Origin of the sequence: Paenibacillus vini (assembly GCF_018403325.1) — a bacterium.
Classification (GTDB): domain Bacteria; phylum Bacillota; class Bacilli; order Paenibacillales; family Paenibacillaceae; genus Fontibacillus; species Fontibacillus vini.
The window spans coordinates 206359-218976 of the sequence record NZ_BOSL01000007.1; the positions used below are offsets into that span (position 1 = coordinate 206359).

The following is a 12618-nucleotide window of genomic DNA, read 5'->3' on the forward strand; positions in this document are numbered from 1 at the left end:
CGTAAGGCGTGGGGGGTTTCTTTGTTTGGGGGCGTTTTAAAAGGATGGGGTGATGACTAGTGATTGCCCCCATAATGCCCCTCTATTTCAGAAGAAGGACTTAAAATGTTTTTTGTATACTCCTCAAATCTCTCGATGTTCCGTTCCTCAATTTTTATAGAGATGTGAGAGTAAACGTCCGAGGTGATTTGGATGCTACCATGACCTAGCTGCTCCTGAACATATCTCATGTCAGCTCCAGCTTCGAGTAACAGGACAGCGCAGGTATGGCGGAGAGAGTGGATAGGAAGCTTTGGCAGACTTGCTCGTTTACAAATACGTTCAAAGGCATTAAACAGGCTGGACTTTGGCATGAAGTTTCCGTCTTCGCGGCAAAGGACCAAGTTCAGGTCGTGCCGATAAAGATCGGGAAGGTTGAGCTTGTTCTGGTTCTGCCAATTTGCATGAAACTTCAAATCATTTATCAGCGACTGGCTAATTCGAATTGTACGGGTAGACCGGTATGTCTTCGTATTTCCGAATAGCTCGGAATTGTCTTTGGCTGTGAAGTCGAGAGTCTCGCCAATTCGGATCGTCCGCTTTTTTAAGTCAATGTCGGTCCATTTTAGCGCTGCTGCTTCGCCTTTTCTAATTCCCGTTTCGATCATAACTATAAAAAACATCCAATAGATATAGCCATACTTGTGTGAAGCTTGCAAGAAAGCAGGAATGGCACTATACGCAATAAATTTGATTTCGTTCCGGCTATCCTCGCCTTTGATTTCTACACCAATACAAGGATTATTCTGTATCTTCAGAAGTGTGACAGCTTTTTTCATGGCGTTCGTCATCGTGGTATGGATGATCTCAACGGTTCGCTTACTCAACGCGCCTGATAGGTGGTTCAGAAACTTCTGGTACATCTCCGGGTTTAACTCGCTGAGCATTAGATTCTTAAAATATGACTTAATGTGGTTGTTGACGTTGTTTTCGTGCAGTATAATTGTGTTTTTTGAACGGTGCCGCGCTTATACTCATTCAGCCAAACGTCCAGATAGTCAGCCAGGCGCTGATCTTCGCTTAGACCATACCTTGCTAAGCTTTCGCAAAAATTCCGCAGCAGCCATCTCCGCCTCTGGCTTTGTCCGAAAACCACGTTCAGACTTCTCTCTAGGCTTTTTTGTAAAATGGTCTTTGTACTTAAGACGGTATTTCCATCCGGTAGAGTGTTTTTTGTAATTAGCCATAATTCCCTCCTTAGTAAGAACATACGTTCTGTTACTTGGGTATGTGAAAACGCCTTGCGGCGGTGAAAGCGCAAGTAAAAGTTAGTAAAGATGGTGTAGTTCTTTTGGGATACCACAACGCATCTGCAATCCTAATATGTAAGAGAAAAAGTCAGAAACGTAAAGTTAGAACTTTACGTTTCTCTCCGCTTTGGGACCATCCAAGTCTACCGCTCTTTTCCTATTAATTATTCACAAGACTTTCACAGCTTTTATCTTTACAATAATATGGTTGTAGTGTTATTTTTTAATAGAAATTATACTAAAATATGGAGGGGATGTTTTTATGAGGAAGCACAAGTTATTTATTTCACTAAGTTTGGCGCTTATTTTTATGATGAGCACAGTAATGGGGGCGTCAGCTGAAAGTATTGATACCTCAGCAAAAGTAATTGGTAATAATGAGAATAACATCACTTATTCTGGAATAATTGAACTAGAAAGAAGCGACTTTGATAAGATATTTGAAAGTGATGGACCTGTATATTTAGGGGATGGGTTATGGGCTGAAGAATTAACATATGAGGAAATGGCTCAACAAATAGCTAAAAATAGAAACGTATCTGAAAAATATGTTAGGAGCTTATTAAGCGAAAGATCTTCTGAGCCAAATTACTATTATACACACTTCTATCAACAGTTTGAGGTTGGTGATACTGGTTGGTTCCCGCAAATAGACTTTTATATTAAATGTGAAGGAATATATAGGGACTTCATCAAAGTTGAAGATCTTAATCTCATTAGATCATATAATTATATATCCAAACAATTTACCGGAAAGTTGCAGGCAAAGGTCGAAGATGTCAAAAGTATTTATTGGGTCATAAATGGTGATTTTTATAATAATGGCACTACAAAACAATCATTTAGTGGAGGAGTTTCAGCAAGTGATTATGCCACGTTGAGTTTCTCTATTGAAAGTCAAAACAACCATTTTGGATATGTATATAAAACTGGTAATTTAAGAAATAGATAAAATGAAATAATCAACTATAGGATGGTAGTCGTGAAAAATAAATTACTAACATGTATCGTAGGAATTTTAACAGGTTTTTTTGTTCTGTTCATTCCTAATTATGTCGCCGAAACCATGTATGATTCTCCTTATGAAGGCGCTTTTTATATAACGTATTTTATTATAAAATGCTTATTTTTATTGTTAGGAGTATCGATAATATCATATGGTATCTGTTTCATTATAAATAAACGTGATTAGAGATAATCGCTGCTGGCTAAGGAGAAAAGTATAAATTAAAAAAGCCCACGGAACCTATAGTTTCGTGGGCTTAAATCCGTAGTTTAACCGTTGTATAAATATTTTACAATTTAATCAAGCCAACCATAGGTATTATGTAACTTTTGAAAATGATGTGGTGGCGGTCACTAAGGCCAAGGGAGCCGAGAAGGCCGAAAAATGTGCAATATTCCCTTGCCCATATCAAATTAAAAGAGGTAATTCACAACCTTCCTCCATAGCCGTCCCTTATGGGAAGGCATTTTTAATGATGTATAGCCGAAAGTCATAACATATATTACTTTCATTTAACCGAATACTCCACATCTAGTTGTACGCGAAGTTGACATTCAAGCGTACCGCTCATACCCTCCCCCTGGGCAACCGTGATCCCAGCGGCTCAAGGTGTGGATCGGGAAGGCTGCCGCTGCCTTAGTAAATGGGTGTACATAAAATAAGGAGTTGATTGGATGGATTTGAGGAGGATTTACAAAGGATTCTTCGTATTTGGCTGCATTCATTCGGCATCAGCGCTAATCCTGGCGCTATGTAATTACTATCTTCCAGCGGCTATATTGGTGGTAACTGGCGCGTGTTTAGTATGGTCGGCAGTGTCGTACAGAAAATGTTACATTGAGTCACTAAAACTGTCTCGATAGGAGCTGGTGCTTATGGGGTTGGAACACGAGTTGCTTAATCAAATGCCTTGGTATCATAAACTCTGGTTTATTCCTGTTGATGTTGTCATTGTTTACTGTGTAATTGAAGTGTGGAATTATTCGAAATCTATACTTGGTCGCTAATAGGCGGATATTTTGCAGGGAAATACCACTTGATGTCGAATAGTGATGTCGGGAGGATGAATATATGAGACTTACGCAAGTAGATTTGTGGAATACATTGCAAGGAGACAAAATTCTTGGTTTGTTTGGTGTTTTATTAATCTGGGCATTGTTATGTGCTGGTGTAGCTAAACAACTTTCTCTTAGCAAAAAATCGGCCGGCTTTGTTGCTTCGGCAGGATGTTTGCTAATCTTTTATTTCTGGATGAAATATATAATTAAATTTTGAAAGTGAAAATAGTTACCTGGACTAAAGTGGGACTGACCCCCTTTGGGCTTCAAGGGTTTTTTTATGCCATATCATTACATGACGACTGATATTGTTTATCTTGCTATTGGTTTTCCGTCATTTTTTTGAAAATTGGATAATTGTGAATTGCAATTCCGTTGAAGCCGCTGTGTTCCAGATAATAATCGATGATCGTATTTAATTGCTGGTTCATATAATGTATACCTTTATCATAGTACGTAATTTCATTAGGGATACTGCCGCCGTTGGGTGGGCTGGTCTCTGCACCGATATAGATGCTCTTGCCTATGCTTGCGGCGTAATCGGCTTCCGCCTGGGCAGCACGAATCTGTCTTTCGCCCGTGTCACGATATGCCATGACAGTTGCGGTATCTACGATGTCTAATACGAAATAACTCAGCGGCTTTCGTTGTCCGCCGGTCTCCACAATAACCGGGTTTTCCCCATTTGCATACCAGCTCGGAATGGCTGCATTAAACTCCAGTGGATCCTTGCTTTCGGCAATTTCCTTCGCGATCCGTTTCAATAGCTGCAGATATTGATAGCTTACCGAGCCTCTCTTGGTCTTGAATTCAGGCAGGGTGTGCGGCTCAACATCATATTGGATTCCGTCAAATGTGTTATTAGGATGAGATGCATTGAAGGAAAGAACTTGACGAACTTCTTCCAATGCTTCGCGATGTTTGCCTTCCAGCGCCCAATTCGCTCTTCCTACTACAGCAAACACCCTAATTCCTTCTGCATGCGCCCTTTGGATTAGTTCATCATACGTTGCCGGTTGATCCGGCAGCGTTTTTCTCGTCCCAATAAACAACAAGTTAATCTCATGTTCATTCAAAAAATTGAGCAATTGGCTGATCTTATCCGAATCGGATGCCGCTTCATAAAAGTCCCAGGCCCATAAAGCTTTAGAATGGCCATTGTCCGCTCTAGCCAGCGAAGGGAACAGGTTCATTACCATAAGACAGAACGCTAAAAAAAGGATGGGTGCCTTGTTTCTCATCAGTTGTTCTACTCCATTTCTTTTATAAAAATATGTTACTCCTATACACAAAGACCACATTATCACAAAAATGCAGTCAGACGAATGATCTGTTGGGACTAAATAAGGTTGATGGACTTAAGTAGCAAGCATGAAGGGGAAGCAGAGTGATCCTGTGGGAATTGAAACCTGTACTGTGAAATTTAAAGCAACCAGGTCCTATATAACGGGCCTTCTCAATTCGGAGGATTTAGCAGCTGTTCGTCTAATATACATATTTGTAGATTATTATGAAATCGTAGATTAAGGCATGTGAGGGGAATTGGTGAATTCGGGGAAGGGACGTTATATGAAATCTGTGAGGGGTGAAAGATGAATATATACAAGAAGATTAGATCCCTTTTTTTAATTACATTCTTTATATTCATTGTATTTTTCATAACAGTTACTTCAATCGAAAATATCTTTCAAGAGCAAAAAGTGTTGTTATTTGTTAATGGGCCAATGAGTCTCTCAACAGAAGAGATTAAGAAAATAAAGGTTGATGGAATTAGTAATGGAATATGGGATGAAGAACAGAACGAATTTAAAACAAATCAAACCTATATTTTGATGAAGATGAAATCGAGAGAAGTAATATTAAGTACAAATGATATTGAAGAAATAATTAATTATACGAACAAATGATATATAGAATAGATTCCTGAATGTAACTCAATGGGGTCACAGACTTCATATAACACCATATTCACGCAGCGGGGCTTACGCCCCTTGATTGTCAGATGTATAATCATGGAAGAAGCTCAGACAACAAACGACCCAGCCCAAGATAAGAGCTATCTAGGGCTGGGTCGTTTCGTGAATACAACAACGTTAGCCGAAACTTCCTAGGTCAAGAACATATAGATAAACCCTCAAAGCCAGAAGCATCTAAGGTCGAGATCAGATAAGGGCATATGAAGGTACGAAGTTGATAAGCCAGGTTGTAGATTCAGCGGGATCATCCTACTACGTCGGACGTAGAGAATCAAAAACGTTAGCCGAAAGAAGTTCTTAGTTTAGGAGGAGTCTATATGATATTAGAAAAAGTTATAAATAGAATTGTAATACAAAGTGAATATAAGGATTTTGTTGATAAGTATATAGATAGTATACTTACCGAATTTAAAGGTAAGATTCATAGCATTTATATGTGTGGCTCGATTCCAAAGGGAACTGCTAAGCCTTTTAAGTCAGATGCAGACTTTACTATTGTATGTGTAAATCCCAAAGATATTGATTACGAAAGATTGTCAAATATTAAAGACAGGCTTTTGGAAGAATATCCAGTAGTAACTAAGATTGATACGATAATTTGCTCGATTGACGACGTATTAAGTAAACCGAATGAGTGGGGTTTTTGGGTTAAGATAATTTGTGTTTGCATATATGGTCATGACGTTGGTGAAAAAGTACCACCGATAATTATTTCTCCAGAGTTCATTTTAGACTTAAATACAGAGACCAAGGAGGAAGTAGATCGTATACATAGTTTACTTTCTAATGCTAGTGATAACACAATGAAAACTAGATATATTAAAGGTTATTCTAAGAGATTAATTCGTGCATTATACTCTTTGGTTTTAGAAGATACAGGTGTATGGCAAGATGACATTTTTAAGATGAAGAATGCCATATTAAACTATTGCGAGATTAACCCCGCTTTAGTTGATTATCTGTATGCTTGTTACTTGGATAGTAATGTACTTGTTGAAGAGTTTCTGGGAATTGCAGATGAAGTATATAGCTATTTTGAGAACGCCTTAAATACAATGGCTGCTTCCAGAACTTCCTTCGGCTAACACCACGTTGACTCTCGGGGACACTCTGAGAAGCGAGTGACCCTATCCAGTCCCCCAAGCCTGTCGGGACGTCACTGCATTAAAGCTTCGGCAAGCACTACAACTATAAGCAGCGGCTCTAAAGGGCCATGACGCAAAACGTTAGCCGAAATTCCTAAGTTCAGAACATATGGGTAAAAATTCAAAGCCAGAAGCTTCTAAGGTCAAGATCGGATAAGGGATAAGGAGATCAAGACATATTCGTTGGGTAACTCGAAAGAAGAGGAAGCATCGGCTAACACCACATTCACGCATCGGGGCTAACGCCCCTTGGTCCCAGAAGTGAGGAGCAAGGAAGCGATGGCCGGGACACATCCGCACCGACTAACCGCATTGCGGTCGGCAGCAAGCTGCCTTAAGTCGGTGAGACGTCGTGAATGCAACAACGTTATATGACATGGGCTAAACACGATAAAAATAGAAACAGAAATAATTGAAAAATCTAAACATGAAAGGGATAAAATACATGCCCAAATTAGTTTGTGCTTGTGGAAATTATATACATAATTTAAGTGCCATTCCTGATGATGGTTTTATTATTGTTCATGATAGAGAATATGAAGATTTAATAGAAACGGAGAATCTAAGAACAAATTTAAGTGCCGAAAACCCAGAAGAAGGAACCAAAGAATGGGAGAAACTAATAGGTGCAGATGCAAAAATTATGAATATTACAGAAAGAGTCTATGAATGCCCAGTATGCAATAAATTAATGTGGTTAAGGAATGATGGAAAAACATATATTTATGAATTGAAAGAACTTCTTGTATAAATACAACAAAGACTTATTAAAGATGAATAGATACGTAATACATTGTAAGTAGCGCTTTGTAGAGCCCACGTCATATAACACCGAATTCTCCCTGTGGGACTATCGCCCCTTGGTTGTCAGATGCATCATCATGGAAGAAGCTCAGACAACAAACGACCCAGCATAAGATAGGAGCTATCTAAGGCTGGGTCGTTTCGTGAATACTAGAACGTTAGCTGAAATCATGTTAAATCGATAGATTTACTTTAGAAAGTGGTGGACAGGGATGATTCAAATAAAGAAATGCACTCTTGATGATTATGATATCGTTGAAAATTTATTTAAGAGACTGATTAATGAAATTATTATTAAGACAACAGGAGATCCGAGTCTGTTTAGTTTGTCTGATACAAGAGAGGCATTTAATCAAGGCTTGGAACAAGGAATTTACTCGGTGTTTATGGCGATAACTGGTGGTCAAACAGTAGGTTTTATTTCAATGTGCGAAAGTTTTTCTCTATACACTGACGGTAGATTTGGAATTATACAAGAACTATACGTACTTGAAGATTATCGTTCAATGAATGTCGGTGGAGAATTATTAAAGTTTGCAGTAGATTATGGCCAGGAGAAAGAATGGAAACGACTTGAGGTATGCACGCCACCTATACCAGAGTTTGAAAGAACATTAAGGTTCTACAAGAAGAATGGATTTTCAATTACAGGTGGAAAGAAACTAAAGATAATGATAAGCGAGTGAGTTGTTCAGTGAAGAACATGACTTCAGCTAACACCATATTCACGATTTAGACATTGGCCCTCAATCCGGCAGGAATTAGATGAGGATTCGGAGATGCATAGGCAGATTAGAGACTACTATTTATTTCATGAAAATAAAGCAATATACTATGAAAGTGAGAGATCAGAGAATATCGACTAGGAGGAGGTAATTGTTGATGAAAAGACCTGTACAGGGAGAGTATCCGGATTTTTATGATGCTTATATAAAATTGGTGCCTGAAGGGAATATTCAAAATATTCTCGCAGAACAACAGAAGGCTGTAGAAGATTTCATTCCAACGATACCGGATTCCAAGGTGGATTTCCGTTATGCTCCAGGAAAATGGAGCTTGAAGGAAGTATTTGGGCATATCATCGACACGGAACGGATTATGAGCTACAAGCTTCTCCGAATCGCCAGAGGCGACAAAACACCACTTGCCGGATTCGAAGTGAATGCCTATGTAGAGAACGCCTATTATGATCAGCGCAATCTGGCTAATCTGCTCGATGAATTCGTGTCGGTGAGAAGAGCGACCCTGTCGTTAATAAACGGATTAGCTGAGGAAGCGTCGGAGAGAGTTGGAGTCACTAATGATAAGCTGGTTACAGCTCGTTCGATAGCATTTATAATTGCGGGGCATGAACTGCACCATTTGAATATTATAAAGGAACGTTATTTGGCGTATTGATAGAACTAAGGGTTAAATAATTTATAAATTGAGTTATAGAGGACGAGAAAGGACACTGAACTGAAGTCAGTGTCCTTTTAGTTGAATGCTTTATTAGAACATTCAGGAAATTATTTAGACGATATGGGCTAAGTAAAATGAGCAAGCGAAGAAGCAATAAGAAAGTAATAATGTGCCTAGTCGAATTGGCGTGTGGTACAATCAGGAAAAGGAACCAATAAATTAGTTGGTGTAATAGGTAGGTGTATCGGAATAGGGTTGTGTAGAAGATAGAGATACGCCCTATATAGAGGCACCGCGTACATCAAACGAGAGGTGAAGCAATTGATCTTATGGATTAACGGCGCATTTGGATCGGGTAAGACTACAATTTCTTTCGAATTGCATAGAAGAATACCGAATTCGTTTGTTTATGATCCCGAAAACGCGGGTTATTTTATAAGAAAAAATGCACCAAAACAAATCCTGAAAGAAGACTTTCAGGATCATGTTATATGGAGGGAGATTAACTACTCACTTCTTAAAACTATAAGTAATGAATTTCCTGGAATAATTATTGTTCCAATGACTATAGTAAATCCTCAATATTTTGATGAGATTATTGTTAAGTTAAGAACGAATGGAATTGAAGTTTACCATTATACATTACTTGCAAGCCGCGAAACATTATTGAAGCGATTGAGAAATCGTGGAGATAAGAAGAATTCATGGCCTGCAAAACAAATTGACAGATGCATCTCTAACTTATCTCAGGATGTATTTAAAAAACATATTTATACGGATAATCTAAAAGTTGACGAAATAATAAATCAGATTGCAAAGGAATCTAACATTGATTTGCATCCCGATAATAGAAGCTTCATAAAAAAGAACATGGATCAATTAATAACAAAGATAAAACATATAAGATTTTAAAGTAAGACGAAGAAGGCAATAACATCACCTAACAACAATATTCACGCTGTCATGGCTACCGCCCCTTGGTTGCCGGATGTATAATCATGGAAGAAGCTCAGACAACAAACGCCCCAGCCTAAGATAAGAGAGCTATCTAAGGCTTGGGCGTTTTGTGAATACAATGACGATTTATGAAACCCCGGAAAAATCATAAAAGAAAGGACGTTGGAAATTTTGAAATTTACTGGAGTGTGTTTAATTACGGATGATGTAATCAGCCTAATGGATTTTTATAAGAATATATTACAAGTTGAGGCTGTAGGGGATGAAGTTACAGCACGCTTAGGTGTCGAGGGGAGCTATCATATTGATATTTGTTCCAGACAAGGGATGGAGAATTTGGCACCAGGCAGTACAAGTGAAATTGGTCATGGTGGATGTACTCTTGAATTTGAAGTTGATAATGTTGATGAAGAATATGAAAGACTTAAGAATCAAAACATCAAATTTATTAAACTCCCCAGTACTTATCCTTGGGGAAGGAGATCGTTTTGGATTCAAGATTTGGATGGAAATATAGTAAACATATTTACAAACGTAAATAGGGGCATTGCATAACACCGTATTCACCTCAGCAACACCAAGTGAAAAACCTAAACAAACATCGCGAAAGGAAGATTACATGGAATCCTTTAACCAAGAAGCGGTTGTAAAATCTGAAATGCTTATTAGAAAACCAGTCGAAGTAGTATTTGAAGCCTTTATAAACCCAGAGATTACAACGAAATTTTGGTTCACTAAAAGTAGTGATCGGTTAGAAATTGGAAAGCGTATTCTTTGGGAATGGGAGATATATGGCGTCTCGGATGAAATCTACGTGATCGATATCGAGAAAAACAAACGGATTCTTGTTGAATCGTCGGATGGAACTAAGATCGAATGGCTTTTTACCTCGAGAAATAATCATGAGACTTTTGTTTCTATTGAAAACTACGGATTCGCAGGAAATACTGAGGAGGTCTTAAACCAATGTATTGACTCAATGGGAGGATATACGATAGTACTGTGTGGACTAAAAGCTTACTTAGAGCATAAAATCATACTTAACCTAGTCATGGATAAAGCTCCTGATGCCCATGTAAACAAATAGTATTAAGGATAAGTTCAAAGACTGAGACATTCTATTACAATGATTAAAAAAATGATGGAAACTAGGTGTCCCATTGATCCTTGAAACCAAGAGACTTATTTTAAGGGATTTCTATAAAGAGGATTGGATAAAAGTTCATCATTATTGTTCTGATGAAGAAGTCACTAAATATACTTATTGGGGACCCAATTCTGAAGATCAAACAAGGGAATTTATAAATAAGAATATTGGAAGCCAACGTATTGTCCCGAGAACGAATTATGAATTGGCAGTAATAGATAAATCTAATAACGAACTAATTGGAAACTGCTGTATTAACGTGGACGGATCTAATGCAGAGATTGGATATTGTATTTCTAAAAATTATTGGGGTTGTGGGTATGCGACAGAGGTTTCCAAAGCGCTTTTATCTTATGGATTTAAAGAATTAGGGATACAACGTATTTATGCTACATGCAGACCAGAAAATTTGAGATCTGCAAGGGTTATGGAGAAAATCGGAATGAAGAAGGAAGGACATATCAGAGATCATTTCTATACCAGAAATAGATGGTACGACTCCTATTTGTATTCAATAATTAAACTGGATTTCGAAGATTAACAACGATTCACGGATTCTGTGTAAGAATTTTAATACAATTGTTTAGGGGGATTCTCGTGGAGGTCTTTTTCAAAGAATATCAAATAACGGATGACAAAGAGAAAATAAATAGGCAAGTAGTTCTGGACTACTTGGCCCAAAGTTACTGGGCTAACAGAAGAACACCAGAGCGTATATTAAAATCTATTGACAACTCACATTGCTATGGAGTGTACCATAATGAAAAGCAGATAGGATTTGCACGGGTGGTCACAGACGAGGCAACAGTTTATTACTTATGTGATGTATTTGTAATAAAAGAGTATCAGGGGCAAGGCATCGGAAAGAAACTGATTGAAATTATTACTAAGTCAGAAGAATATGAATGGATGACAGGAATACTGGGGACCCTAGATGCCCATGGATTATATGAGCAATATGGTTTTGAGAGAGATTCAGAACGTTTTATGAGAAGGATACCTCAAGGAAGAGAAACATAGTTTGTAGATGTATAAATCATGAAGAAGCTCAGGCAACAAATGACCCTGCCTAAGATCGGAATTATCTAAGGCTGGGTCATTTTCGGAAAACGATATATAGCTACCTTTTTACTTAATCCATTTTTCTAGCGAACATTACCACAAAATTATTGTATTTGTAAATACAATCCGCATCTGAGAACCCAGCGTCAGTTAGCCATTGTAACTGTTGATCAAGTGTAGACATTCTATCAAGTTTTGTTCTCTCAATGGCAGATGAGATCTCGGTTTGGTCAAGTCCAGAATTATGAATGTAATTTAGCCAATCCGCTTTGTATAGGTTATCTAAGTACTCGGTGGTTCCGAGCACTTGATCAACATTTATGAATATGCTGCCTGGGTTCATAATGGAATACAACTTCTGAAATAATTCTTGTTTTTCATTATCGGTCAAGTGGTGTATAGAGAGTGACGATATTACCAAATCAAATTTTTCACTGTATTCGAATTGCATGTAGTCACTTGCGAAATACTTAATGTTCGAGTGAACACTGAATCTTGTTTTAGCAATTTCAAGCATACCCTCAGATAGATCAATCAGTGTCAGTTTTGACTTGGGGTATTTTTGAAGAATAAAACTGGATAGGAGTCCAGTTCCTGCACCTAAATCCAGGACGGTTGGAGAATCATTCTTTGTAACAGCTAATGCAGTAGCAGTCGCATAAAGATCTTCAAAGCAAGGGATCAGTTTTTTTCTTTGTTCGTCGTACTTTGAGGATATATTATTAAATTGCTGTTTTATATCGAACTTGTCATTCTTCATATAATCAGCCCCT

Annotated in this window: 14 protein-coding genes and 1 pseudogene; 12 read left to right on the plus strand and 3 right to left on the minus strand. The window is 38.0% G+C overall.

The genetic code is table 11. The features are described from left to right. Nucleotides 1-56 precede the first annotated feature (56 nt). Nucleotides 57-1226, minus strand: a pseudogene (locus tag KJS57_RS12960) (site-specific integrase). 325 nt (nucleotides 1227-1551) lie between these two features. Between KJS57_RS12960 and KJS57_RS12965 the strand changes: the two are divergent. After that, on the plus strand, nucleotides 1552-2241 hold the full coding sequence (locus KJS57_RS12965) for a hypothetical protein (protein WP_211020691.1): 690 nt from the start codon (nucleotides 1552-1554) through the stop codon (nucleotides 2239-2241). Nucleotides 2242-3366: 1125 nt separating this feature from the next. Continuing rightward, nucleotides 3367-3570: a hypothetical protein gene (locus KJS57_RS12970; RefSeq protein ID WP_211020690.1), complete on the plus strand. Its 204-nt coding sequence runs from the start codon at nucleotides 3367-3369 to the stop codon at nucleotides 3568-3570. Between the two features lie 103 nt (nucleotides 3571-3673). On the opposite strand, the gene KJS57_RS12975 is transcribed toward KJS57_RS12970, so the two are convergent. After that, nucleotides 3674-4594, minus strand: a complete 921-nt coding sequence (locus KJS57_RS12975) for a hypothetical protein (RefSeq protein ID WP_213655108.1) — start codon at nucleotides 4592-4594, stop codon at nucleotides 3674-3676. Nucleotides 4595-4945: 351 nt separating this feature from the next. Here KJS57_RS12975 and KJS57_RS12980 point away from each other — a divergent pair, with 351 nt between their 5' ends. From KJS57_RS12980 to KJS57_RS13025, 10 genes are all read left to right on the plus strand, one after another. Next, nucleotides 4946-5260, plus strand: coding sequence for a hypothetical protein (locus KJS57_RS12980; protein ID WP_213655109.1), 315 nt, complete (start codon nucleotides 4946-4948; stop codon nucleotides 5258-5260). A gap of 386 nt (nucleotides 5261-5646) precedes the next feature. Beyond that, a complete protein-coding gene (locus KJS57_RS12985; RefSeq protein WP_211020688.1) occupies nucleotides 5647-6414 on the plus strand; it encodes a nucleotidyltransferase domain-containing protein in 768 nt (255 codons plus the stop codon). A 505-nt stretch (nucleotides 6415-6919) separates the two neighbouring features. After that, nucleotides 6920-7225 (plus strand): DUF8617 domain-containing protein, encoded by a 306-nt coding sequence (locus tag KJS57_RS12990; RefSeq protein ID WP_213655110.1) that lies wholly within the window; start codon nucleotides 6920-6922, stop codon nucleotides 7223-7225. A 265-nt stretch (nucleotides 7226-7490) separates the two neighbouring features. Then, nucleotides 7491-7964 (plus strand): GNAT family N-acetyltransferase, encoded by a 474-nt coding sequence (locus KJS57_RS12995; RefSeq protein ID WP_213655111.1) that lies wholly within the window; start codon nucleotides 7491-7493, stop codon nucleotides 7962-7964. A gap of 196 nt (nucleotides 7965-8160) precedes the next feature. Beyond that, complete coding sequence (locus KJS57_RS13000) at nucleotides 8161-8676, plus strand: DinB family protein (protein WP_244861520.1); 516 nt, start codon at nucleotides 8161-8163, stop codon at nucleotides 8674-8676. Nucleotides 8677-9000: 324 nt separating this feature from the next. Continuing rightward, nucleotides 9001-9591, plus strand: a complete 591-nt coding sequence (locus KJS57_RS13005; RefSeq protein ID WP_213655113.1) for an AAA family ATPase — start codon at nucleotides 9001-9003, stop codon at nucleotides 9589-9591. A gap of 216 nt (nucleotides 9592-9807) precedes the next feature. After that, complete coding sequence (locus KJS57_RS13010; RefSeq protein ID WP_213655114.1) at nucleotides 9808-10191, plus strand: VOC family protein; 384 nt, start codon at nucleotides 9808-9810, stop codon at nucleotides 10189-10191. A gap of 64 nt (nucleotides 10192-10255) precedes the next feature. Then, entirely contained in the window at nucleotides 10256-10723 is a 468-nt protein-coding gene (locus KJS57_RS13015; protein ID WP_213655115.1) for an SRPBCC family protein, read from the plus strand. 73 nt (nucleotides 10724-10796) lie between these two features. Further along, nucleotides 10797-11324: a GNAT family N-acetyltransferase gene (locus KJS57_RS13020; RefSeq protein WP_244861521.1), complete on the plus strand. Its 528-nt coding sequence runs from the start codon at nucleotides 10797-10799 to the stop codon at nucleotides 11322-11324. A 56-nt stretch (nucleotides 11325-11380) separates the two neighbouring features. Then, nucleotides 11381-11803 carry a GNAT family N-acetyltransferase gene (locus KJS57_RS13025; protein WP_211020682.1) on the plus strand — a complete coding sequence of 141 codons (423 nt, stop codon included), beginning with the start codon at nucleotides 11381-11383 and terminating at the stop codon, nucleotides 11801-11803. Nucleotides 11804-11915: 112 nt separating this feature from the next. Here KJS57_RS13025 and KJS57_RS13030 read toward each other — a convergent pair whose 3' ends face one another. Then, nucleotides 11916-12605, minus strand: a complete 690-nt coding sequence (locus KJS57_RS13030; RefSeq protein WP_213655116.1) for a class I SAM-dependent methyltransferase — start codon at nucleotides 12603-12605, stop codon at nucleotides 11916-11918. Between the last annotated feature and the right edge of the window lie 13 nt (nucleotides 12606-12618).